This is a genomic window from Oceaniglobus roseus (genome assembly GCF_002869745.1).
Taxonomy (GTDB): domain Bacteria; phylum Pseudomonadota; class Alphaproteobacteria; order Rhodobacterales; family Rhodobacteraceae; genus Oceaniglobus; species Oceaniglobus roseus.
The window spans coordinates 25,220-49,811 of the sequence record NZ_PNOS01000003.1 but is presented as its reverse complement, the minus strand read 5'-3'; the positions used below and the strand labels follow the sequence as shown (position 1 = coordinate 49,811).

15 protein-coding genes are annotated in these 24,592 nt (G+C 68.0%); 1 reads left to right on the top strand and 14 read right to left on the bottom strand.

What is annotated here, in order from left to right; genetic code table 11:
- Positions 1 to 3: 3 nt before the first annotated feature.
- From A7B20_RS02725 to A7B20_RS02675, 10 genes are all read right to left on the bottom strand, one after another.
- Positions 4 to 990: a quinone oxidoreductase family protein gene (locus A7B20_RS02725; RefSeq protein ID WP_102107018.1), complete on the bottom strand. Its 987-nt coding sequence runs from the start codon at positions 988 to 990 to the stop codon at positions 4 to 6.
- Positions 991 to 1,001: 11 nt separating this feature from the next.
- The gene (locus tag A7B20_RS02720; protein WP_102107017.1) at positions 1,002 to 2,642 is read right to left on the bottom strand and encodes an FMN-binding glutamate synthase family protein; all 1,641 of its coding nucleotides are present in this window, start codon (positions 2,640 to 2,642) and stop codon (positions 1,002 to 1,004) included.
- Positions 2,643 to 2,695: 53 nt separating this feature from the next.
- Positions 2,696 to 4,327: an alpha-D-glucose phosphate-specific phosphoglucomutase gene (locus tag A7B20_RS02715; protein ID WP_102107016.1), complete on the bottom strand. Its 1,632-nt coding sequence runs from the start codon at positions 4,325 to 4,327 to the stop codon at positions 2,696 to 2,698.
- Between the two features lie 8 nt (positions 4,328 to 4,335).
- Positions 4,336 to 6,228 (bottom strand): 4-alpha-glucanotransferase, encoded by a 1,893-nt coding sequence (malQ, locus tag A7B20_RS02710; protein ID WP_102107015.1) that lies wholly within the window; start codon positions 6,226 to 6,228, stop codon positions 4,336 to 4,338.
- Positions 6,228 to 8,327 carry a glycogen debranching protein GlgX gene (gene glgX / locus A7B20_RS02705; protein WP_102107014.1) on the bottom strand — a complete coding sequence of 700 codons (2,100 nt, stop codon included), beginning with the start codon at positions 8,325 to 8,327 and terminating at the stop codon, positions 6,228 to 6,230. Before glgX ends, malQ begins: the two co-directional genes overlap by 1 nt.
- The gene (glgA, locus tag A7B20_RS02700) at positions 8,324 to 9,757 is read right to left on the bottom strand and encodes a glycogen synthase GlgA (RefSeq protein ID WP_102107013.1); all 1,434 of its coding nucleotides are present in this window, start codon (positions 9,755 to 9,757) and stop codon (positions 8,324 to 8,326) included. The genes glgX and glgA overlap by 4 nt, the downstream gene beginning before the upstream one ends.
- On the bottom strand, positions 9,754 to 11,022 hold the full coding sequence (gene glgC / locus A7B20_RS02695) for a glucose-1-phosphate adenylyltransferase (protein ID WP_102107012.1): 1,269 nt from the start codon (positions 11,020 to 11,022) through the stop codon (positions 9,754 to 9,756). The genes glgA and glgC overlap by 4 nt, the downstream gene beginning before the upstream one ends.
- Positions 11,023 to 11,114: 92 nt before the next feature.
- On the bottom strand, positions 11,115 to 13,283 hold the full coding sequence (glgB, locus tag A7B20_RS02690) for a 1,4-alpha-glucan branching protein GlgB (protein WP_102107101.1): 2,169 nt from the start codon (positions 13,281 to 13,283) through the stop codon (positions 11,115 to 11,117).
- A gap of 324 nt (positions 13,284 to 13,607) precedes the next feature.
- Entirely contained in the window at positions 13,608 to 15,989 is a 2,382-nt protein-coding gene (locus tag A7B20_RS02680; protein ID WP_102107011.1) for a glycogen/starch/alpha-glucan phosphorylase, read from the bottom strand.
- 264 nt (positions 15,990 to 16,253) lie between these two features.
- Positions 16,254 to 17,288 (bottom strand): aldo/keto reductase, encoded by a 1,035-nt coding sequence (locus tag A7B20_RS02675; protein ID WP_102107010.1) that lies wholly within the window; start codon positions 17,286 to 17,288, stop codon positions 16,254 to 16,256.
- A 208-nt stretch (positions 17,289 to 17,496) separates the two neighbouring features.
- Between A7B20_RS02675 and A7B20_RS02670 the strand changes: the two genes are divergently transcribed.
- Complete coding sequence (locus A7B20_RS02670) at positions 17,497 to 18,873, top strand: MATE family efflux transporter (RefSeq protein ID WP_102107009.1); 1,377 nt, start codon at positions 17,497 to 17,499, stop codon at positions 18,871 to 18,873.
- Positions 18,874 to 19,030: 157 nt separating this feature from the next.
- On the opposite strand, the gene A7B20_RS02665 is transcribed toward A7B20_RS02670, so the two are convergent.
- The 4 genes from A7B20_RS02665 to lpdA form a co-directional block, all read right to left on the bottom strand.
- Complete coding sequence (locus tag A7B20_RS02665; protein WP_102107008.1) at positions 19,031 to 20,464, bottom strand: NAD(P)(+) transhydrogenase (Re/Si-specific) subunit beta; 1,434 nt, start codon at positions 20,462 to 20,464, stop codon at positions 19,031 to 19,033.
- Between the two features lie 15 nt (positions 20,465 to 20,479).
- Entirely contained in the window at positions 20,480 to 22,054 is a 1,575-nt protein-coding gene (locus A7B20_RS02660) for a Re/Si-specific NAD(P)(+) transhydrogenase subunit alpha (protein WP_102107007.1), read from the bottom strand.
- Between the two features lie 50 nt (positions 22,055 to 22,104).
- The gene (locus tag A7B20_RS02655) at positions 22,105 to 22,569 is read right to left on the bottom strand and encodes a phasin family protein (protein ID WP_102107006.1); all 465 of its coding nucleotides are present in this window, start codon (positions 22,567 to 22,569) and stop codon (positions 22,105 to 22,107) included.
- 211 nt (positions 22,570 to 22,780) lie between these two features.
- Positions 22,781 to 24,589 (bottom strand): dihydrolipoyl dehydrogenase, encoded by a 1,809-nt coding sequence (gene lpdA, locus A7B20_RS02650; RefSeq protein ID WP_102107005.1) that lies wholly within the window; start codon positions 24,587 to 24,589, stop codon positions 22,781 to 22,783.
- Positions 24,590 to 24,592 lie beyond the last annotated feature (3 nt).

Genomic DNA, 24,592 nt, shown 5'->3' with positions numbered 1-24,592 from the left:
GGCTCAGACCGTCAGAATGGTCGCGCCGGTGGTCTTGCGCCCTTCCAGCGCCCGGTGCGCCTCGGCCACCTCGTCCAGCGGGAAGCGCTGGTCGATGCGGATCTTGACCGCGCCCGACGTCACCTTCTCGCCCAGTTCCCGCGCCATCTCCTGGCTGGTCGCGTGGTCGGCGATGTGGGTGAAGAGCGTCGGGCGGGTGATCTTGAGCGAGCCCTTGGCGCCGAGCGTCGCCAGTTCGAACGGCGGCACGGGGCCCGAGGCGTTGCCGAAGGAGATCATCATGCCGAGCGGCCGGAGACAGTTCAGCGAGCCCTCGAACGTGTCCTTGCCGACCGCGTCCATCACCACGTCCACGCCCTTGCCGTCCGTCAGCTCCTTCACCTTCGCGACGAAGTCCGCGTCGCGGTAGTTGATGCAGTGGCTCGCGCCATGCTCCAGCGCCAGCCGGCACTTCTCGTCCGATCCGGCGGTGCCGATCAGCGTGATCCCCTCGCTCTTCGCCCACTGGCAGGCGATCAGGCCGACGCCGCCCGCGGCCGCGTGGAACAGCACGGTGTCGCCCTTCTTCAGCGGCGTGGTGCGGTGGAACAGGTAGTTCACCGTCATGCCCTTCAGCATCATCGCCGCGCCCTCCTCGAAGGAGATCGCGTCGGGCAGCGGGCAGACCTGCGCCGCGGGCATCACCCGCGCCTCGCAATAGGCGCCCGAGGGGTTGGCGGCATAGGCGACGCGCATCCCCTCCTTCACGTGGGTCACGCCCTCGCCCACCGCCTCGACCGTGCCCGCGGCCTCCATGCCGAGGGCGGCCGGCAGCGGCTGCTTGTAAAGCCCCGTGCGCTGGTAGACGTCGATGTAGTTCAGACCGCAGGCCGCATGGCGCAGGCGCACCTCGCCGGGGCCGGGATCGCCGACCGGGCGGGTCTCGATCGTCAGCTTCTCGGGGCCGCCGAACTCCTTGACGACGACGGTGCGGCTTTCGGTGGTGTGCATGGGACGTGTCCTTACATCAGGTGCTTGCTGTCGGAATCCGGCAGGTCGGGGGGTGTGAAGCTGTCGGCCCGCGCGCGCTTCCAGCGGTCGAGATAGCCGAAAGCGTCGGGTTGTCCATCGACGAGGAAGCCGATGGGCAGGTAGGGGTACACCTCGTTGCCCGGCACCATCTCGCCGTTGGAATCGCGGTGCAGGAAGTGGTTCGGCAGGAAGCCCCGCGGATCCTTCAGCCCCGCCGCCCCCGCGATCTCGCCCAGGGCCTTCATCGTGTTGAGGTGGAAGTTGGCGACCCGCTGCGCCTTGTCGCCGACCACCAGCGCCCGGGCGCGCAGGGGGTCCTGCGTCGCCACGCCCACGGGGCAGTGGTTGGTGTGGCAGGCCTGCGCCTGGATGCAGCCGATGGAGAACATGAAGCCGCGCGCCGAGTTCGCCCAGTCGGCGCCAAGGGCGAAGGCGCGGGCGATGTCGAAGGCGTGGATCAGCTTGCCCGCCGCGCCGATGCGGATCTGATTGCGCAGCCCCGCCCCGCGCAGGGTGTTGTGCACGAAGCTCAGCCCTTCGGTCAGGGGCATCCCGATGTGGTTCGCGAACTCCAGCGGCGCCGCGCCGGTGCCGCCCTCCTTGCCGTCGACCACGATGAAGTCGGGCGCGATCCCCGTCTCCAGCATCGCCTTCACGATGCACATGAACTCCCTCCGGTGGCCGATGCAGAGCTTGAAGCCCACCGGCTTGCCGTCCGAGAGCTCGCGCAGCCTGCCGATGAACCGGCACAGCTCCACCGGCGTGCGGAAGGCCGAATGTCCGGCGGGCGAGATGCAGTCCCTGCCGACCGGCACGCCCCGCGCCTCGGCGATCTCCTCCGTCACCTTGGCGCCGGGCAGCATCCCGCCATGGCCGGGCTTGGCGCCCTGAGAAAGCTTGATCTCGATCATCTTCACCTGGTCGCTCGCCGCCCGCTCGGCGAACTTCTCGGCGCTGAAGGTCCCGTCGTCGTTGCGGCAGCCGAAATAGCCCGAGCCGATCTCCCAGATCAGGTCGCCCCCCTCCTCGCGGTGGTGGACGGAAATCGAGCCCTCGCCGGTGTCATGGGCAAAGCCGCCCATCTTCGCCCCCCGGTTCAGCGCCCGGATCGCGTTGCCCGAGAGCGAGCCGAAGGACATGGCCGAGATGTTGTAGAGCGAGATGTCGTAGGGCCGCCTGCAGTCCGGCCCGCCGACCCGCACCCGGAAGTCGAGCGTGTCGGGATGGGTCGGATTGATCGAATGGGTCAGCCAGGTATAGCCGTTGGCATAGACGTCGCGCCGCGTGCCGAAGGGGCGCGCGGATTCCTGGTTCTTCGCGCGCTGGTAGACGATCGAGCGGTCCTCGCGGCTGAACGGCTCCTCGTCCTGGTCGTTCTCCAGGAAATACTGCCGGATCTCGGGCCGGATCCCCTCCAGCAGGAAGCGCATGTGGCCGAGCACCGGGTAGTTCCGGAGGATCGAGTGCGAGGTCTGGGTAACGTCGTAGAGCCCCACCAGCGACAGCCCGGCGAAGACGGCGACGCCGATCCAGGCCCAGGACGTCAGCGCCAGCAGCGCGAGGCAGAGAAGTGTGAGAAGAAGCGTGCCCGCGAAGGCCCAGTAGCGCTCCAGGTTCCGAAGGTCGTTCATCGCTGTCCCCTGCCGGCGCGTCCCCCGCGCCGGTCCCTGTCTTCCGGCGTCGCCTAGGTGCGCACGTCCGGTTCGTCCCGTCCGGTATGCTCCTCGATGCCCGCAAGCTCGTCGGCGATGGCGATCATGTCGGCCAGCGCGTCCTGCGGATCGTCCCCGAAGCTTTCCGGATCGTCCGATACATCCTCGATGTAAACGCGGAGTGTAGCGCCCACCGTGCCGGTCCCCGACAGCCGGTAGACGATGCGCCCGCCGTCCTCGAACATCACGCGCAGGCCCTGGCCTTCGCTGCGCGAGCCGTCCACCGGATCGTCATAGGCGAACTCGTTCGCCGCCTCGACGGTGCGGCCGTGGATGATCGTGCCCGGCAGGTCGGGAAGCCTGGCGCGCAGGGCGTCCATCATCTCGTTCGCCTTCTTCGCGTCCACCGCCTCGTAATCGTGGCGGGAATAGAAGTTGCGCCCGAACTCGGCCCAGTGGGCGTCCATGATCTCCTGCACCGACTTGCCGGTCTTGGCGAGGATGTTCAGCCACAGGAGCACCGCCCAGAGCCCGTCCTTCTCGCGCACGTGGTCGCTGCCGGTCCCGGCGGATTCCTCGCCGCAGAGCGTGATGCGGCCGTCGTCCAGCAGGTTGCCGAAGAACTTCCACCCCGTCGGCGTCTCGTAGCAGTCGAGCCCGCGTTTCGCCGCGACGCGGTCCAGCGCGCGGGAGGTCGGCATCGACCGCGCCACGCCCTTCAGGCCCTCGCGATAGGCCGGGGCGAGGGTCGCGTTCGCCGCCAGCACGGCGAGCGAATCCGACGGGCCGACATAGCATCCCCGCCCGAGGATCATGTTCCGGTCGCCGTCGCCGTCCGAGGCGGCACCGAAATCCGGCGCCTCCTCGCCCATCATCAGGTCCATCAGCTCCTTCGCCCAGATCGGGTTCGGGTCCGGATGGCCGCCGCCGAAATCGGGCTTCGGCTCGGCATTCACCACGGTCCCCGCGGGCGCACCCAGCCTGCCTTCCAGGATCGCCTTGGCATAGGGCCCCGTCACCGCGTGCATGGCGTCGAAGCGCATGGTGAAGCCCTTCTCGAACAGGCCCTTGATCGCCCTGAAGTCGAAGAGCTGCTCCATCAGCTGGGCATAGTCCTTCACCGGATCGACCACGTCGATCTCCATGTCGCCCAGCTTGGTCGCGCCCCTCTTCGAAAGGTCCACGTCCTGCGCCTCGAGGATCAGGTAATCCTTGATCGACTGGGTGGCCTTGACCATGCGGTTCGTCACCTCCTCGGGCGCGGGACCGCCGTTCGGCATGTTGAACTTGACGCCGAAATCCTCGTCCGGGCCGCCGGGGTTGTGCGACGCCGACATGATGATCCCGCCGTCCGTCTTCTTCTGGCGGATCAGGTTCGACGCGGCGGGCGTCGACATCAGCGCGTTCTGGCCGACGATCACCTTCTTCGCCCCGCTGGCCGCCGCCATCCTCAGGATCACCTGCGCCGCGCGGTCGTTGAAGTACCGCCCGTCGCCCCCCAGGACCAGCGTCTTGCCCTTCACCCCGCCGATCGACTCCCAGATCGCCTGGATGAAGTTCTCGAGGTAATGCGGCTCCATGAAGGTCTTGGTCTTCTTGCGCAGGCCGCTGGTGCCGGGCTTCTGGCCTTCGATGGGCTTCGTCTGGATGCTCTTGGCTGTCATGGCAGTCCTCACCTTCCTGCGGTCTTCATCGTTTCTGCGGCGCGTCGCACGCCTTCGTCTTCCGCCAGTTCCGCAACGCCGACGCCGAGGCGGCGCCGCCAGTTGGGATGATCATACACCGTTCCCGGCAGATTGGGCTGTTCGATCCGGCCCAGCAGATCCTCGGCCTGGAGCGCCACCAGCGGCGACGGCGCGGCGGCGAGGAAGCGGTTCAGCGTCTCGACATCGCCGCCCCCCATGATCTGGTCGAGCGCGGCGACCTCGGCCTGTCGCTCCCGCTTCGCCTCAGCCTCCCCGGCCTCGTCGATGGCCCCGGTCTCGCGCCGCCACTCGATGTCGCGCCCGGCCCGCCAGCCGAGGAAGGTCGGCAGGTCGTGGGTGGCGAACGAGGTCAGCGCCCGGTCGGAATAGCTTTCGATCGGCAGGAAGGTAGCCGCGTCGGCATCCCAGTCCTGCTCGAACATCACCACGCGGCAGCCGAGAATGCCCGAGGCCGCGAGATCGCGTTGCAGGTTGTCGGGGATGTTGCCCAGGTCCTCGCCCACGATCACCGCGCCGACGCGCGCCGCCTCGATCCGCGCCACGGCCAGCAGCGCGGCCTTCGGCATGGTGACATAGGCGCCGGGCACCTTCGGATCCTCGGGCACCCAGAAGGCGCGCTCGAACCCCAGGATATGGTCGATCCTGAGCACCCGCGAAAAGCGCAGCTGCGCGCGCAGGATCTCGGCCAAGGCGCGGAAGCCCGTCCGTTCCAGGTGCAGGGGACGCATCGGCGCGAGGTTCCAGCGTTGTCCGGCCTTGGAAAACGCATCGGGCGGCGCGCCCAGCGATACGCCGCGCGCGAAGAGGTCGGGATCGCCCCAGGTCTCCGCCCCCTCGGGATGGGTGCCCACGGCGAGGTCGAGGTAGAGGCCCAGCGCCATCGCATCCGACGCCTGCCGCACCTGTCCGAGCTGCCGCTCGGCCGTCCACTGGAGCCAGGCGTGGAACGTCACCGCGTCGCGGTGCGCCTCGGCGAAGGCGTGAACCTCGGGCGAGAGCGGGTCGCGCAGCGCCTCGGGCCAGTGGGTCCAATAGGGCCCGTGCACCTCGGACAGGGCCTGGTGCAGGGCGAAGCGTTCCAGCTCCTGCCCCTCGCGCTGGCGCCAGCCGCGAAAGGCGTCGGTCTGTTCCGCCGCCTCGAACATCGCGCGCAGGGCGTGGCGCTGGCGGGCCGAGACGTCGGCATAGTCGATCAGTTCCTCCCCCCCCGGCCAGTCCGTTTCGGTCTCGATGTGCAGGGTCGAGAACCGCCGTCGGCTGGAGGGCGCATAGGGGCTGAAGGCGCGGGCGTCCTCGGGGAAGCCGGCGTGGATCGGGTTGATCCCGACGAACCCCGCCCCGGCCCGACCGAGGCCCCTCATCGCCTCGGCAAGGTCGCCATAGCTGCCGACGCCGCCCTGCGTGGCGGTCCTGAGGCCGTAGATCGGCAGGGTGATCCCCCAGGTGCGCGGCGGCGCGGGCAGCGTCGGCGGCGCCGACAGCAGCCAGGTCGGGTGGTCCTCCACTTCCAGCCGGTGAATGCCGAGCGGCAGGGACGGCAGTGTCCCGCGCCCTTCCCGCGTCTCCCCGGTCTCGAAGGTCAGGCTCCAGGCGCCCGGCACCTCCGGTCCCGGCGCATCGGCCTCGACCACCAGCCAGTCCGGCAGCGCGCGCTGCGCGGCGCGGTCGGCGATCGCGCGCAGCGCCTCGGCGACGTTCGCCTCGCCCGAGACGTCGAAGCCCATGGCCGACAGCAGCGCGGCCCGCGTCGCGTCGCCGGTCTCGTGCGCCTTGCCGGTCTGGTCCTTGAAGCGGGGCACGATTCCCGCGGCATCGGCCAGCGCGCCCAGACTGTCCCTTGGCCCTGTCGCGTCGTTCATCACGCCATCTCCTCGCTGACCGGTTCCATCACCAGTACCGAGACGGAATCCGCAGCGACGGTCATTGTTCCCGCGGCGGGGCGCACCGGGTCGTCAGGGCGCGACGTGTCGATCTCCCAGACCCAGGCCAGCCCCTCGGGCGCGTCGGGAATGGCCACCTCGCAGGGCTCGCCCGCGTTGAACACCGCGAAGATCGCCGTCTCGGTCGCGCCATAGCCCGGCGTGCCGGAGGCGGTGCGCAGCTCGCAGCAGACGCAGGCGAGCGTGGGATCCTCCCAGTCGGCCGAGGTCATGGGCGTGCCGTCGGTGCGACCCCAGAACAGGTCCTCCATGCCGTCGATGGCGCGTTCGCGGGCGTGCAGGAACAGCTTCTGGCGCAGGATCGGGTGGTCCTTGCGGAACCGGATCATCCGTTTCGTGAAGGCATGGAACTCGGCATCCGCCGTGTCCCAGTCGATCCAGCTGACCGCGTTGTCCTGGCAATAGGCGTTGTTGTTGCCGCTTTGCGAGTTGCCGAACTCGTCGCCCGCCAGCAGCATCGGCGTGCCCTGCGACAGGAACAGCGTCGCCATCATGTTGCGCTTGCGCCTCAGGCGCGCGGCGGCGATCGCCTGCTTCTGCGTCGGCCCCTCGACCCCCATGTTGTCCGAGAAGTTCTCGCCGTGGCCGTCGTTGCCGTTCTCGCCGTTGGCCTCGTTGTGCTTCTTGCTGTAGGACACCACGTCCTCCAGCGTGAAGCCGTCGTGCGCCGTCAGCAGGTTGACCGACGAGGTGGCGGGCCGCCCCGAATGGTCGAACTGGAGGGCCGAGCCGGTGATCCGGTCTGCCAGCCCCGGCGCCATGCCGGGATCGTGGCGCCAGAACCGGCGCACGGTGTCGCGGTACTTGTCGTTCCACTCCATGAACGGCGGCGGGAAGGCACCCAGTTGATAACCGCCGTACCCGATGTCCCAGGGCTCGGCGATCAGCTTCACCTTGGTCAGCACCGGGTCCTGGCGGATGGCGTCGAAGAAGGCCGCGCCGCGGTCGAAGCCGAGGTCGGTGCGCCCCAGCGTGGTGCAGAGGTCGAAGCGGAAGCCGTCGACGTGCATCACCTCGACCCAGTAGCGCAGGGAATCCATCACCATCCGCAACACCATCGGATGATCGACGTTCACCGTGTTGCCGGTGCCGGTGTCGTTCACGTAGTGGCGCGGGTTGTCGGCCAGGCGGTAGTAACTGGCGTTGTCGAGCCCGCGGAACGCCAGCGTCGGCCCCTGCTCGTTGCCCTCGCAGGTGTGGTTGTAGACGACGTCCATCAGCACCTCGATCCCGGCCGAATGGAACCGCGCGACCATCTGCTGGAACTCGGCGATCTGGCCGCGATGCAGGTATCGCGGCTCGGGCGCGAAGAAGCCGAGGGTCTGGTAGCCCCAGTAGTTCGTCAGCTTCTTCTCGACCAGGAAGCGGTCGTTCAGGAAGGCCTGGGCGGGCAGCAGCTCGATCGCCGTGATCCCGAGGTCGGTCAGGTAGTCCAGCATCGGGTCCGACGCCATGCCGATGAACGTCCCCGGATAGGGCACGCCCGGATGCAGCGCCGTCAGCCCCTTCACGTGGGCCTCGTAGATGACCGAGTCCGCCACCGCGTGCTCGGGCGCCTGGTCGCGCCCCCAGGAGAATGCCGGATCCTCGACCACCGAGCGCGGCATGTAGGGCGCGCTGTCGCGCTTGTCGAAGCTGAGGTCGCCCTGCGGCGCGCCGACGGTATAGCCCATCAGCGCGTCGTGCCATTCGGGATGGCCCGTCAGCCGCTTGGCATAGGGGTCGATCAGCAGCTTGTGGGGGTTGAACCGGTGCCCTTCCGCCGGGCGATAGGGACCGTGCGCGCGAAAGCCGTATTTCTGCCCGGGCCTCATCCCCGAGACATAGCCGTGCCAGACGTCGCCGTCGCGCTCGGGCAGGTCGATCTGGGCGATCTCGTGCTTGCCGTCGTCGGAGAACAGGCACAGCACCATGCGCCGCGCATGTTCCGAGAAGACGGCGAAGTTCACGCCGTCGCCGTCGAAGGTCGCGCCTAGGGGGGCGGCGCGTCCGGCGCTCATCACGAAGGGGTGGCTCATGCGGGGGCCATCATGTCCTGGTAGAGGGCGGCATAGGTGGCCGCCGAGGATTCCCAGCCGACGGGATGGGACATGGCGTTGGTCTGGAGGGTCCGCCAGACCTCGGGCTGCGCATGAAGCTCGACCAGGCGCGCCAGCGCGCCCTTCAGCGCCTCGGCCGTCACCGGGGCGAACTGGAGGCCGGTGGCCACACCCCGCTTCAGCGCCGCGTCGTTGGCGTGGATCACGGTGTCGGCCAGGCCGCCGGTCAGCGCCACCACCGGAACGGTGCCGTAGCGCAGACCGTAAAGCTGGGTCAGCCCGCAGGGCTCGAACCGGGAGGGCACGAGGATGGCGTCGGCCCCGGCCATCATCCGGTGCGACAGCGCCTCGTTGTAGCCGATGTGGACGCCGACTTGGGCGTGCGTTTCGGCGAGGTCGCGGAACCGCGTCTCGAGCGCGCGGTCGCCGCTGCCGAGCAGCGCCAGCTGACCCCCCGCGTCGAGGAAGGACGGCAGCGCCTCGATCAGCAGGTCGAGCCCCTTCTGCTCGCTCAGGCGCGAGATCACGACGGCAAGCGGCCCCCCGCCCTCGGGCAGGCCGAAGAGATCGCGCAGGGCCGCCTTGTTCGCCGCCTTGCCCTCGGGCGCGCCGTAGCGCTCGATGCTTCCGTCGTGCTCGGGGCTCCAGACGTCGAGGTCGATGCCGTTCAGGATGCCGCAGAGGTCCGCCGCCCGCTCGCGGATCACCCCGTCGAGCCCCATGCCGAAGGCCGGTGTCATCAGCTCGAGCGCATAGGTCGGGCTGACCGTGGACAGCCGGTCGGCATAGACCAGACCCGCCTTCAAAGGCGAGATCTTGCCCCAGTACTCCGCGCCGTCCGGCGTGAAGGCCCAGCCGGGGATCCTGAGCCGCTCCAGCTTCTCGACCGGGGCGAGCCCTTGGAAGGCGATGTTGTGGATGGTGATGAGCGTGCGCACCCGCCCGCCCCCCGGAAGCGTCCGCAGGTAGAGCGGCACCAGCCCCGCCTGCCAGTCGTGGCAATGGACGATATCCGCCTGCCAGCCGCCGTGCGGCTCGACCGCCAGCCGCGCGGCCATCCAGGACAGGCAGGCGAAGCGTTCGGCGTTGTCGCTCCAGTCCGCGCCTTCCGAGTTGAGGTAGATCGCACCGTCGCGCCCGAACAGGTGGTCGGCCTTGACCACCAGAAGCTCCAGCCCGGCGGCGCGGGCATGGAACACCTCGACCCGGCCGCCGAACAGGTCGTCCTCGTGCATCACGTCGTCGACCCAGTCGACCGCCGCCAGGATCGCAGGATAGCCGGGCAGCACGGTGCGCACCTCGACATCCTGCTTCCTCAGCGCATGGGGCAGCGCGCCGACCACGTCGGCAAGGCCCCCGGTCTTCACCAGGGGCGCACATTCCGAGGCGACCGAAAGCACCCGGATCATGCCTTCGCGGCCCTCGCATCCAGCATCGCCTGGGTGATCAGGACGATCCCGCTGTCGGTGACGCGGAAGCCGTTCGCCAGGTCCTCCTCGCGGTCGAACCCGGCACGCAGGCCCTCGGGGATCTCGACCCCCCGGTCGATCACCACGTTCTTCAGCTGCGCCTTCCGCCCGATGTTGACGTAGGGCAGCACCACCGTCCGCTCGAGCGTGGCGTAGGAGTTGGTGTGCACCTGGGTGAACAGCAGCGACTGGCGGATCTCGGTCCCCGAGATGATGCAGCCCCCCGCGACGAGCGAGGAGATGGCGATGCCGCGCCGGTCGGCCTCGTCGTGGATGAACTTCGCCGGCGGCACCGACTCGGCATAGGTCCAGATCGGCCATTCCTTGTGCCAGAGGTCGAGGTCGGGGGTGAAATCGGTCAGGTCGATGTTGGCCTTCCAGAAGGCGTCGATGGTGCCCACGTCCCGCCAGTAGGCAGGCGCCTCGTCGGCATGGCGCACGCAGGAATTCTCGAACCGGTGGGCCATCGCCTTGCCGTTCTTCACGATGTCCGGGATGATGTCGCCGCCGAAATCGTGGCTCGAGTTGCTGTCCTCGGCGTCGCGGATCAGCAGGTCGCGCAGGAACGACCACTTGAAGACGTAGATGCCCATCGAGGCCAGCGTCACGTTCGGATCGTCCGGCGTGCCCGGCGGATCCTTCGGCTTTTCCAGGAAGCTGGTGATCCGGTCGCTTTCGTCGATCGCCATGACCCCGAAGGCCGACGCCTCCTCGCGCGGCACCGTGAGGCAGCCGATGGTCACGTCGGCATCGGTGTCGACGTGCTGCTGGATCATCACCTCGTAATCCATCTTGTAGATGTGGTCGCCCGCCAGGATCAGGACGTAGTCGACGCCGTAGCTGTCGACGATGTCGATGTTCTGCGTCACGGCATCGGCGGTGCCGACGTACCACTTGTTCTCGTCCACCCGCTGCGAGGCCGGCAGGATGTCGAGGAACTCGTTCCGCTCGGCGCGGAAGAAGGACCAGCCGCGCTGGCAGTGGCGGATCAGCGAATGCGCCTTGTACTGCGTGGCGATGGCCATCTTGCGGATGCCCGAGTTCAGCGCGTTCGACAGCGCGAAGTCGACGATGCGAGTCTTGCCGCCGAAATAGACCGCGGGCTTGGCGCGGTTGTCGGTCAGCTCCTTCAGGCGGCTGCCCCGGCCGCCGGCCAGGACGAAGGCCATGGTGCGGGTCGAAAGCCTTGCGTTCGGTGTTGACATCGTCGGTCCTCCCAGACTGTTCCCGTTCCTGTTCTATTCTTGGCCCGGGCGGTTTGTTCCGCCCGGTGCAGGATGTTGCGGCGCCCGGAGGCTCAGCCGTCCTTGACGAAGATCAGCGTCGACAGGCCCGGCAGCAGCACCTCGGCCGAGGCGGGCTGTCCCTGCCAGGCCGTGTCCGTGGCCTCGACCCCGCCCATGTTGCCCTTGCCCGAGCCGCCATAGACCTCGGCATCGGTGTTCAGCACCTCGCGCCAGCGCCCGGTGGAGGGCAGGCCCATCCGGTATCCCTGCCGCTCGACGGGAGTGAAGTTGCAGACCACCGCGATCTCGGCGTCGTGCTCGCTGCCGCGGCGGATCCAGGACAGGATCGACTGCTGGTTGTCGTTCAGCTCGATCCACTGGAAGCCGGCGGGATCGCAGTCCTTCACGTGCAGCGCCGGATAGCCGCGGTAGAGGCCGTTCAGATCGCGGATCAGGTTCTGGATCCCCCTGTGTGCGGGATCCTCCAGCACGCCCCAGGACAGCTGCTCCTGATGGCGCCACTCGCCCGGCTGGGCGAACTCCTGTCCCATGAACAGGAGCTTCTTGCCCGGATGCCCCCACATGAACCCGTAATAGGCGCGAAGGTTCGCGAACTTCTGCCAGCGGTCGCCCGGCATCTTGTCCAGCATCGACCCCTTGCCGTGCACCACCTCGTCGTGGCTGATCGGCAGGATGAAGTTCTCGCTGAACGCATAGTGGATGCCGAAGGTCATCTGGTGGTGATGGTACTGCCGGTGGATCGGATCCTGCTCCATGTAGCGGAGCGTGTCGTTCATCCAGCCCATGTTCCACTTGTAGCCGAAGCCGAGCCCGCCGGAATCGACCGGCTGCGACACGCCGGGGAACGAGGTGCTTTCCTCGGCCACCGTCATGATGCCCGGCTGCTGGCCGTAGACGATGCTGTTGGTGTCCCTCAGCATCGCGATCGCCTCGTAGTTCTCGCGTCCGCCGTCCTTGTTCGGGATCCACTGGTCGTGGGCCCGCGAATAGTCGCGGTAGAGCATTGAGGCCACGGCATCAACGCGCAGCCCGTCGACGTGGTATTCCTCCAGCCAGTAGAGGGCGTTGGACACGAGGAAGTTCTTCACCTCGATCCGGCCGTAGTTGTAGATCAGCGTGTTCCAGTCCTGGTGGAACCCCTCGCGCGGATCCGCGTGCTCGTACAGGTGCGTGCCGTCGAACTTCCCGAGGCCGTGCGCATCGGTCGGGAAATGCCCCGGCACCCAGTCGAGGATGACGCCCATCCCCTTGCGGTGCGCCGCCTCCACGAGGTTGCGGAATTCGTGCGGCGGGCCGTGGCGGACGGTGGGTGCGAACAGGCCGACGGGCTGATAGCCCCAGGAACCGTCGAAGGGGTATTCGCTGACCGGCATCAGCTCGATATGGGTGAAGCCCATGTCGGCGACGTAATCCACCAGCTGCTCCGCCGCCTCGATGTACGACAGCGGGCGGTTGCCCTCTTCCGGGTGGCGCTTCCACGATCCCAGATGCACCTCGTAGACGGCGATCGGCGCGGTGCGGGCGTTGTTGCCCTCGCGATGGCCCATCCACTCCTGGTCCTGCCAGCCGAAACCGCGGATATCGCGCACCATGCTGGCATTCTCGGGCGGATGCTGCGAGCCAAAGCCGACCGGGTCGGCCTTCAGCGGCTGGAGGTCGCCGTGGGGCCCGATGATCTCGTACTTGTAGACCTCCTTGTCGCCGACGCCCGGCACGAAGATCTCCCACACGCCGGTGGCGCCGCGCTTGCGCATGACATGGCGCCGCCCGTCCCAGTGGTTGAAGCCGCCGACGACCGAGACGCGCTGCGCGTTCGGGGCCCAGACGGCGAAATGGGTGCCGTCGACGCCCTCGTGGGTCATCACGTGGGCGCCCAGCACCTTCCAGATCCGCTGGTGCGTGCCCTCGCCCAGCAGGTATTCGTCCATCTCGCCGATGACGGGGCCGAAGCGGTAGGCGTCCTGATATTCCCAGTCGTTGCCGTTCCCGTCGCCGCCCCGCAGGACGTAGGGCGCTCCGGCCGGGATGCGGCCGGAAAAGACGCCAAGACCGTCCGAAACGCGGGTCAGCGGATGCGCCTCGCCGTCGACCACCGCCGCAAGCGTCGCCGCGCCGTGGTCCACCGCCGTCAGCACCGCGCTGTCGCCCTTGAGGTGCGGCCCGAGGATCGAGAACGGATCGCCGTGCCGCCCGTCGTGCAGCGCCTGCGCGACGTCCATCGGGATCGCCGGCGCGGCCTCGGCAGGGGCGGCGGCCGCCTTGCGCTTCGGTGCGGCCTTCTCCTTCGCCGCCTTAGGCGCCGCGGGGGCCTTTGCGGGTTTTGCGGGCTTCGCCTCGGTCTTCGCGGCAGTCTTCGCGGCGGGCGCGGCCTTCGCCTTGGCGGGCTTCGCGGGTTTCGGGTCTGCACCCTCCGCGGCCTTGGCCTTGGAGGATGCCCGGGCGGGGCTCTTGGCGGGTGTTTTCGGTGTCTTCATGGTCTATAGCCTAGGTCATTTCGACGTGTTCACAACCGTGTTGGACAGGAACGGAACCCCCGGGCCGCGTTAAAGGTCCGCCGTGACCGACTTCGCCCCCCAGATATCCGCCATGTAGCCCCGGATCGTGCGGTCGGACGAGAACCAGCCGGACCGGGCCGTGTTCATCAGCGCCATCTTCGCCCAGGCCCCGCGATCCGCAAAGGCCGAATCGGCCTCGCGCTGCGCCCGCCAGTAATCGCTGAAATCCGAGGCGACGAGGAAGTAGTCGGCGCCCGAAAGGTTGGCGACGATGCTCTTGAAGCGGTCCCTGTCGCCGCCGCTGAAGGTGCCTTTCGCGATCTCGTCCAGCGCCCGCTTCAGCCGCGGATCAGCCTCGATCGCCTTCGCCGCGTGATCGGTCACCTCGCGCCGCGCCACGACTTCGTCCGCGGTCATGCCGAACAGGAAGAAGTTCTCCGCCCCTACCAGGTCGCGGATCTCGACGTTCGCGCCGTCGAGCGTTCCGACCGTCGGCGCGCCGTTCAGCGCGAACTTCATGTTGCCGGTGCCCGAGGCCTCCTTGCCCGCGGTCGAGATCTGCTCGGACAGGTCGGCGGCGGGGATCAGCCGCTCGGCCAGGGTCACGTTGTAGTTCTCCGGATACACGACCTTCAGGACCTTCGACGTCACCGGATCGGCGTTCACCACCGCGGCCACCGAGTTGATGAGATAGATGATCTCCTTGGCGAAGACATACCCCGGCGCCGCCTTGCCGCCGAAGATCTTCACCCGCGGCGTCCAGTCGGCGTTCGGGTTGCCCTTGATCTCGAGCCACAGCGCGATGGCCTCGAGGATGTTCAGGTGCTGGCGCTTGTATTCGTGGATCCGCTTGATCTGCACGTCGAACATCGCCTCGGGGTCCAGCGCGACGCCGTGGGTCGCCTTGTACCAGTCCGCAAGCTCGGCCTTGTTGTCCCGCTTCGCCGCAGTGTAGCGCTCCATGAAGCCAGCGTCGTCCGCCTGCGCCTCCAGACGGCCGAGCTGCTCCAGGTCGTCCACCCAGGCGGTGCCGATCGTGTCCGAGATCAGCCGCGACAGCCGCGGGTTGGCCGACAAGAGCCAGCGGCGCGGCGTCACGCCGTTGGTCTGGTTGACGATCCGGTTCGGATGCAGCGCGTTCAGGTCCTTGAACACCGTCTCCTTCATCAGCCCCGTGTGCAGCGCCGAGACGCCGTTGACCCGGTTCGCCATGACGAAGGCGAGTTCCCCCATCTTCACCTGGTGCTCGTCGTGCAGGGTCACGGTACGCTTCGGATAGGCCTTGTGGTGCGCGTCGTCGATCTGCTCGATGATCTGCATGTGCCGCGGCAGCAGGTCGCTCATCAGCTCCACGCTCCAGCGCTCCAGCGCCTCGGGCAGCAGGGTGTGGTTGGTGTAGTTCAGGCACTTCTGCGCGCAGGCCATGGCGTCGTCGAAGGCCAGCCCCTTCTCGTCGTGCAGGATCCGCACCAGCTCGGGGCCCGCGATGGCCGGGTGGGTGTCGTTCAGCTGGATCGCCACCTTGTCCGAGAGCTTCGAGATGTCGTCGAACTCGTAGTCGTAGCGGCGGATGATGTCGCGCAGCGAGGCGGCGGTGAAGAAGAACTCCTGCTTCAGGCGCAGCCGCTTGCCCTCGTCCGTGGTGTCGTCGGGATAGAGCACGCGCGAGATGGTGCGCGCCCAGGCCTCGGGCTCGGCCGCGCCGGCGTAATCCCCGGCGTTGAAGCGGTCGAGGTCGAACAGTTTCGTGGACCGCGACTCCCAGAGACGGAGCGTGTTCGCCCAGCGGCCCGCCCAGCCGATGATCGGCGTGTCGTGGGCCTGCGCGATCACCGCCTCGTCGGGGGTCCAGACCGCCGACTTGCCCTTCGTCGCCACCGTGCCGCCGAAGCCGATGGTATAGGCCGACTCGGTGCGCTCGAACTCCCAGACGTGGTCCTGCTGCAGCCAGTCCTCCGGCGCCTCCTTCTGGCGGCCGTCCACGAAGCTCTGCTTGAACAGCCCGTGTTCGTAGCGGATGCCGTAGCCGTAGGCCGGTACGCCCAGCGTCGACAGCGATTCGAGGAAGCAGGCCGCAAGCCGCCCGAGGCCCCCGTTGCCGAGCGCCGCGTCGGGCTCGTCCGCCAGCGCCTCGTCCAGGCTGACCCCGAACTGCTTCAGCGCCCCGTCGGCGAGGTCCATCAGGCCGAGGTTGACGATGGCATCCTCCAGCAGGCGGCCGATCAGGAATTCCATCGACAGGTAGTAGACGCGCTTGTGATGGCCCGCATAGGTGGCGCGGGTCGAGGCGAACCAGGGATCGACGATGTGGTCGCGCACGGTCAGGGACAAGGCGATGCGCCAGTCGGCGATCTGCGCGTGTTCGGGATCCTTGCCCATGGAATACTTCAGGTGGTGGGCGATGGACTCGGCAAACTGGTTCGCGGGCATCGAAGATCCTTTCCTCGCGCGCCCCCGTGGGGACGGGCCGTTAGCGGTAACTCACGCGGTTTATCAGCGAGGTCTCCCCCCTTCTGCAACCGCTTTGAACAGAAGGTTAGCGCGCCATGGCGCAAATCCCACGCCGGTGCCAACAAGATGCCGCAGTGCAGCATCCCCGTCGGCAGCCCGCCGCGCCAGCGGGCGCGGACTGCCGAAGGATCGGGCGGACTGCCCGGCGCCGCGGCGGTCGTGAAACCGGGCGGCTCCGGCCGGTCAGGCCCCCGGCACCGGCGCGTCCTGCCGCATCAGCCCCTCGGCCTTCAGGTCGGCCCAGAGTGCCGCCGGGATCTCCGCCCTCGCCGCGGCAAGGTTGCTCTCCATCTCGGCCACCCCCTGCCCGCCCGGGATCACCGAGACGACGGCCGGATGGCACAGCGGGAAACGGAAGGCGGCATCGACCAGCCGCACCCCGTGCGCCCTGCACACCGCCTCGATCCGCCCGACCCGGTCCAGGATCTCCTGCGGCGCCGGATCGTAGTTGTAGAAGGCACCGGGCTTCGGCCCCGTGGCGAGGATGCCGGAATTGTAGGCGCCGCCGATCACCAGCCCGATCCCCCGCGCGTCGCAGAGCGGCAGGAAGCTCTCCAGCGCCTCCTGCTCCAGCAGCGTGTAGCGGCCCGCCAGCAGGAAGATGTCGAAATCCCCCCGCTCGGCCATCCACTGCGCGCTCTGCCATTCGTTCACACCGGCCCCGAAGGCCGAGATCACGCCCTGGTCCCTGAGCTCCGTCAGCGCGCGATAGCCCCCCGCCATCAGCTCGTCGAGCTTGCCCTGAAGCACCTCCCGGCTGCCGTGGTTGAACACGTCGAGGTCGTGGGCATAGAGGATGTCGACCCGCGACACCCCCAGCCGTTCCAGCGAGAACTCGACCGAGCGCATGACCCCGTCATAGGTGTAGTCGTAGACCTCCTTCCGGTCCGGCACCTCGAACCACTTGCCCACCCCGTCCCGCGTCTCGGGCGTGGCAGGCTTCAGCAGCCGCCCGACCTTGGTCGACAGCACGTATTCGTCCCGCGGCTTGCCCCGCAGCAACCGGTTCAGCCGCACCTCCGACAGACCCATGCCGTAGAGCGGCGCGGTGTCGTAATAGCGCAAACCGCTCTCCCAGGCCTTCTCCAGCACGGCGTCGGCCTCGGCGTCGGAAATCGCCCGGTAGAGGTTGCCGAGGGGGGCGGTGCCGAAGCCGATCTCGGTGAAGGTCAGGCTCTTGCCGGGCAGGCGGGCGAAGGTGCGGGTGGGCAGGGTCATCGTGTCTCCGGGGCTTGTCTTGCGGCGCAAGGGAAACAGGATGACCGCCGCCCTGTCCAGACCCCAGGGTGGTGGAAGGCCATCGCCCGGGCGGGGTGGCTGTAGTAGAGGAAGGCAAGCGGAAGCGGGCCATCGACGGCACGTCCCGCCGGGACGGCGGGGTGTCATGCTGCGGGACGCAGCGGAGCAGGGAACGAAGGACGGCGACATGGCCAGGCGGAAACTCAGCACCGGGTCTATCCCCGGCCACTTCCGGGCGCTGGCGATTCCCGCCGCCATCGGCATGGTCTTCACCACCCTCTACAACGTGGTCGACGTCTATTACGCGGGCAAGCTTTCGACCGACGCGCAGGCGGGCCTGGCCCTGTCGTTCCAGGTGTTCTTCCTCTTCATCGCCCTCGGCTTCGGCCTCTCCACCGCCATGGGCGCCCTCGTCGGCAACGCGCTCGGCGAGGAGTCCGGGGAGGAAGGCGAGATCGCCGCGCAGGGCCTCGCCTTCGCCGCACTGGTCTCGGCCCTCGGGATCTTGGTCGCGTGGTTCGCCGCGCCGCTGCTGATCCGGCTGATCTCCGAACCCGGCGCCTACCGCGACGCGGCGGTGCAGTACCTCCGGCTTTTGATCTTCGCGATCCCCGCCTTCCTCGTCTCCTACGGGGCGAACGGCATCCTTGCCGCCCAAGGCGACACGAAGTCGATGCAATACGCCAACGTCGCCGCCTTCTTCGCCAACCTCGCCCTGAACCCGCTGTTCATCTTCGGCCTCGGCCCATGGGAAGGGATCGGCTTCAACGGCATCGCGCTGTCGACCCTGCTCAGCCAGTCGGGCGTCATGGCCTTCATCCTCTGGCGCGTCTTCCGCTCGGACGCCATGCAGGGGCCGCGCACGTTCCGCCCCATCCCCGCCCGCTTCGCCGAGATTGCGGGCCAGGCCCTGCCCGCGAGCTTCGCCATGATCGTGATGATGATCGCGGGCTTCGTGGTGCAGTATTTCCTCAAGGGCTTCGGCGGCGCCGCCGTCGCCGCCTATGGCGTGTCGCTCCGGATCGAGCAACTGCTGCTGCTGCCCGCCTTCGGGTTGACCAACGCCCTGCTGCCCATCGTCTCGCAGAACTACGGCGCGCGGAACTTCGACCGGGTGCGCGAGGCGGTGCGGTTCTGCTTCGCGGCGGGCGTGGCGCTGATGCTGATGGCCTCCTGCATCCTCTGGTTCGCCGCCGGTCCCGCACTGCGGCTGTTCTCGGCCGACCCCGAGTTGGTGGAGATCGGCAAGGGATACCTCCACGTCGACGGCTTCATCCTGCCGGTCTACGTCCTGCTGTTCTCCATCAATTCGATCCTCCAGGCCTTCAAGCGGCCGGGGCTGACGGTCTGGATCGGCGTCTACCGCCAGGGGATCGGCGTGGCGCTCTTCGTCTGGCTCTGCGTCCGGGTGTTCGACCTCGGCGTGACCGGCGTGTGGTACGGCATCGCCACGGCGGTGGTGACCGGGCTGGTGCTGTCGCTGGTCATCGTCGAGCGGCTCGCCCGGCAGAAGATCGGCGGGCTTTTCACGGGGCCGAGAGAGCCGGAGGGGGTGCCTGGGTGACACCATACGCACCGCTGCAGGGGGCGCGCGGATTGAGAGTGCGGGACCGGGGCGCTGCCGTCTTGCCGAAGGCAAGCTTCGGCAAAACCCCCGGAGTATTTATGACAAAGAAGAAGCAGGGGAGTGCCCCGCCCCGGTGGGGGGCGGGGCGCACAGATCAGGAGATCTTGGTCAGCAGTTCGTCGAGCGACTTCTTCGCGTCGCCGTAGAACATGCGCGTGTTCTCCTTGAAGAACAGCGGGTTCTCGATCCCCGAGTACCCCGTGCCCTGGCCGCGCTTGGAGACGAAGACCTGCTTCGCCTTCCAGCACTCCAGCACCGGCATCCCGGCGATGGGGCTGTTCGGATCGTCCTGGGCGGCCGGGTTTACGATGTCGTTCGAACCGATGACGATGGCCACGTCCGTGTCCGGGAAGTCCTCGTTGATCTCGTCCATCTCCAGCACGATGTCGTAGGGAACCTTCGCCTCGGCCAGGAGCACGTTCATGTGCCCCGGCAGACGCCCCGCCACCGGATGGATCGCGAAGCGCACCTGCTTGCCCTTGGCGCGCAGGCGGCGGGTCAGCTCGGCCACGTTCTGCTGCGCCTGGGCCACCGCCATCCCGTAGCCCGGGATGATGATGACGCTGTCCGCCTCGTCCAGCGCCGAGGCGACACCGTCGGCGTCGATCGCCACCTGCTCTCCCTCGACCTCGGCCGCGGGGCCGCTGGTGCCGCCGAAGCCGCCGAGGATCACCGAGATGAACGACCGGTTCATCGCCTTGCACATGATGTAGGACAGGATCGCGCCCGAGGAGCCCACCAGCGCGCCGACCACGATCAGCAGGTCGTTGCCGAGCGAGAAGCCGATCGCCGCCGCGGCCCAGCCGGAATAGCTGTTCAGCATCGACACGACCACCGGCATGTCCGCGCCGCCGATCCCCATGATCAGGTGATAGCCGATGAAGAGCGCGGCGAGCGTCATCAGGAACAGCGGCAGCAGGCCGCCGGTGTTGAAGTACCAGATCAGGCAGAGCGCCGAGAGCACCGCCGCCCCCGCGTTCAGCATGTGACCGCCCGGCAGCTTCTTGGCCGAGGTGTTCACGCGGCCCGCGAGCTTGCCGTAGGCGATCACCGACCCGGTGAAGGTCACGGCCCCGATGAAGATGCCGAGGAACAGCTCGACCCTGAGGATCGACTGTTCGACCGGCGTCTTGTGGGCCAGCAGCTCGGCGAAGCCGGTCAGCGCCGCGCGCTCGGCCGGGTCCATCGCCAGGACGTGCCCCAGCTCGATATGGGCGTTGTAGCCGACGAAGACCGCCGCGAGGCCGACGAGCGAGTGCATCGCCGCGACAAGCTCGGGCATCTGCGTCATCTGCACCTTGGTCGCCAGCATGTAGCCGATGACCCCGCCCGCCGCGATCAGCACGACCGAAAGCAGCCAGAGGCCGGAGCCCGGGCCGATCAGCGTCGCCGCCACCGCCAGCGCCATGCCGACGATGCCGTACCAGACGGCGCGCTTGGCGCTTTCCTGCCCCGAGAGGCCGCCGAGGCTGAGGATGAAGAGGATGGCCGCGACCACATAGGCCGCCGTGGTGAATCCGTATTCCATGGTCCCTGCCCCGCCTTACGATTTCTGGAACATGGCGAGCATGCGCCGTGTCACGAGGAAGCCGCCGAAGATGTTGATTCCGGTCATGAAGACGGCGAGCGCCGACAGGATCACCACCGGCACCGATCCCGAGCCGATCTGCATCAGCGCGCCCAGCACGATGATCGAGGAGATCGCGTTGGTCACCGCCATCAGCGGCGTGTGCAGCGAATGGGCGACGCCCCAGATCACCTGGAAACCGATGAACACCGACAGCACGAAGACGATGAAGTGCTGCATGAAGCTGGCGGGCGCGACGAGCCCGAGCGCCAGCAGCAGCACGCCGCCCACGGCGAGCAGCGTGACCTGGTTCTTCGTCTGCGCCTTGAAGGCCGCGACCTCGGCCGCGCGCTTCTCTTCCGGGGTCTGCTCCTTCGCCTTCGGCTTCGGCTTCGCCGCGGCGATGGCGGCGACCTTCGGCGGCGGCGGCGGGAAGGTGATCTCGCCCGCGTGGGTCACGGTGGCCCCGCGGATCACGTCATCCTCCATGTTGTGCCTGATCCTGCCGTCCTTGTCGGGCGTCAGGTCCGTCATCATGTGGCGGATGTTCGTGGCGTAGAGGGTCGAGGACTGGGCGGCCATCCGGCTCGGGAAATCTGTGTAGCCGATGATCGTCACGCCGTTGTCGGTGACGATCCGCTCGTCCACCTTCGTCAGCTTGCAGTTGCCCCCCCGCTCGGCCGCGAGGTCGATGATGACCGAGCCGGGCTTCATCGCCTCGACCATGTCGGGCGTCCAGAGCTCGGGCGCTTCGCGGTTCGGGATCAGCGCGGTGCAGATCACGATGTCCATGTCCGGCGCGAGCTCACGGAACTTCTCGAGCTGCTTCTCGCGGAACTCGGGGGAGGACGGCGCGGCATAGCCGCCGGTGGCCGAACTGTCCTGCGAGGATTCCTCGAAGTCGAGGAACACGAACTCGGCCCCCATGGACTCGATCTGCTCCGAGACCTCGGGGCGCACGTCGAAGGCATAGGTCATCGCGCCGAGCGAGGTCGCCGTGCCGATCGCGGCAAGGCCCGCGACGCCCGCACCGATCACCAGCACCTTCGCGGGCGGCACCTTGCCCGCGGCCGTCACCTGCCCGGTGAAGAAGCGGCCGAAGTTGTTGCCGGCCTCGATCACCGCGCGGTAGCCCGCGATGTTGGCCATGGACGACAGCGCGTCCATCTTCTGCGCGCGGCTGATCCGCGGCACCATGTCCATCGCGATGACGGAGGCACCGGTGTCCTTCGCCTTCTCCAGCAGCTCCTTGTTGGCGCCGGGATAGAAGAACGAGATCAGCAGCTGCCCCTCGCGCAGGCGTCCCACCTCCTCGTCCGTGGGCGGGCGCACCTTGGCCACGACATCGGCGGCGGCCCAGAGCGCGACGGCATCCGCCACCACCTCCACGTCCGCATCCCTGTAGGCGTCGTCGGTGAACCCGGCCTCGAGGCCGGCCCCGGACTGCACCACGCAGGAATGGCCCAGCTTGGCCAGCATCCTTGCGCTGTCCGGGGTCATTGCCACCCGGCGCTCGCCCGGCAGCACTTCACTCGGCGATCCGATCTTCATTCAGCTATCCCTCCTAAACCGCTGTGCCTACGCAGGAAGCGCAGTGCGGATCACTTCTTTTTCTTCAGTTCCTCGACCGACTGGGCGATCTGCCCCTTCATCGCGTTGTAGGCCTGCTCGTTCGCCTCGCGCGTCGCGTCGGCCAGCTTCTTCATCATCACCAGGGCCTCTTCCACCGCCTCGTTCATCGCGGCGGTCTTGGCCTTCAGCGTCTCGGGGCCGGCGGCGTCCTCGGCCCATTCGTACTGCTGGCGCACGGCCATGGTCATCTGGCCGAACACCTCCATCTGCTTGTCCAGCATGTCCTTGTAAGCGGCGGCGGCGGACTTGTTCGCCTCGGTCAGCGCCTCGAAATTGCGCTGGTTGGCCTTGATGATGCCCTCCATGTCGAAGGCGCTCGCCTGCTGGGGCTGGAACATCTGGAACATGTTCTGCGGCTGGAACATGCGGCCCATCTCCGCAGGGTCGAAGGCGTTCATCCACTGGCTCATGTCGAAGGGGTTCTTGCCGGCCATGTCGTGTCTCCGCGTTTAGGGGTCATCCCGCGCACCCTCAAGGCACGCATCCTGCGCCAGCGTAACGGCGCGGGACCGGATTGGGGAGGAAAAATGTTGCGCGGCCGCATCCCGGCAAGGCATCCGAAGGTCGCACCGGCAGTTTCCGCGGTGCGGCCGGGGGGACGCGGGGGGCCGGAGGTCCCCCGCCCCCGCCGGGACGGCGCCGCGGTCAGCCGCGCTTCTTCGGCGGCATCAGGTCGGTGATCGTGCCCTCGAACATCTCGGCGGCGAAGTTCACCGTCTCCGACAGCGTCGGGTGCGGGTGGATCGTGTGGCCCAAGTCCACCGCATCCGCCCCCATCTCGATCGCCAGTGCCACCTCGGCGATCAGGTCGCCCGCGTTGGTGCCCACGATCGCGGCGCCGATCACCCGGTCGTCGTCGGGGTTGAACAGGAGCTTCGTGATCCCCTCCGACCGCCCGTTCGACAGCGACCGCCCGGAAGCGGCCCAGGGGAACACGCCCTTGGCGTACTTGATCCCCTTCGCCTTGGCCTCGTTCTCGGTCACGCCCGCCCAGGCGACCTCGGGGTCGGTATAGGCGACCGAGGGGATCACCCGCGCATCGAAATGCCGCTTGTGACCCGCGCAGACCTCGGCCGCGACCTTGCCCTCGTGCACCGCCTTGTGCGCCAGCATCGGCTGGCCCACCACGTCGCCGATGGCGAAGATGTGCGGCTGCCCGGTGCGCTGCTGGTCGTCGACGGCGATGAAGCCGCGCTCGTCCACGGCGACCCCCGCCTTCTCGGCGTCGATCAGCTTGCCGTTCGGGCGGCGCCCGACCGAGACCAGCACCTTGTCGAAGGTGTCCTCGAAGCTCTCGCCCTTCTCGTCCTCGAAGGTGACCTTCAGCCCCTTCTTGCCCGCCTCCATGGCCGTGACCTTGGTCTTCAGCAGGATCTTCTCGTAGCGTTTCGAGATCCGGCTATGCAGCGGCTTCACGATGTCCTTGTCGCAGCCGGGAATGATCTGGTCCATCAGCTCGACGATGGTGATCTTCGACCCCAGCGCCTCGTAGACCGTCGCCATCTCCAGCCCGATGATCCCGCCGCCGAGCACCAGCATCCGCTTCGGGATGTCGGCAAGCTCCAGCGCCCCGGTGGAATCCACCACGCGCGGGTCGTCGTGCGGGATGAACGGCAGCTTCACCGGCTCGGACCCCGCGGCGATGATGCACTGGTCGAAGCTGACGGTCCTGGTCCCGTCGTCGGTCTCGACGGCGATCATGTTCGGCCCCGTGAACTTGCCGTAGCCCTGCACGGTCTTGACCTTGCGCCCCTTGGCAAGTCCGCCGAGGCCCCCTGTGAGCTGCTTCACGACCCCGTCCTTCCAGCCGCGCAGCTTGTCGAGGTCCACCTTGGGCCTGGAGAAGGATATGCCGTGCTCGCCCATCTCCTCGGCCTCGGTGATGGTCTTGGCCGCGTGCAGCAGCGCCTTCGACGGGATGCAGCCGACGTTCAGGCAGACCCCGCCCAGCGAGGAGTACCGCTCGATCAGGATCACCGACTTGCCGAGGTCCGCCGCGCGGAACGCCGCGGTGTATCCGCCGGGGCCCGAGCCCAGCACCACCACCTCGGCATGCATGTCGCCCTTTCCGGAGGCGCTGCCGGTCGGCTGCACCGACTTCGGTGCGCCCTCGGCATCCGCCCCGCGCCCGCCGTAGCCGCCGACGCTGCCGCCGGTCTCGCCGCCGCCGGACTGGGCCTTCGCCGCCTCGCCGGAGGAGTCCTTCTTCGGCGCATCGCCGCTTTCTGCCCCTTCGAACACCATGATCACGGTGCCCTCCGAGACCTTGTCGCCTTCCTTCACCTTGATCTCGCTCACCTTTCCGGCGGCGGGCGATGGCACTTCCATCGTCGCCTTGTCGGACTCCAGCTCGATCAGCGGGTCTTCCTTCTTCACCTCGTCACCCACCGACACCAGGATGGTGATGACGGGCACGTCCTTGAAGTCGCCTATGTCGGGAACCTTGATATCCATGGT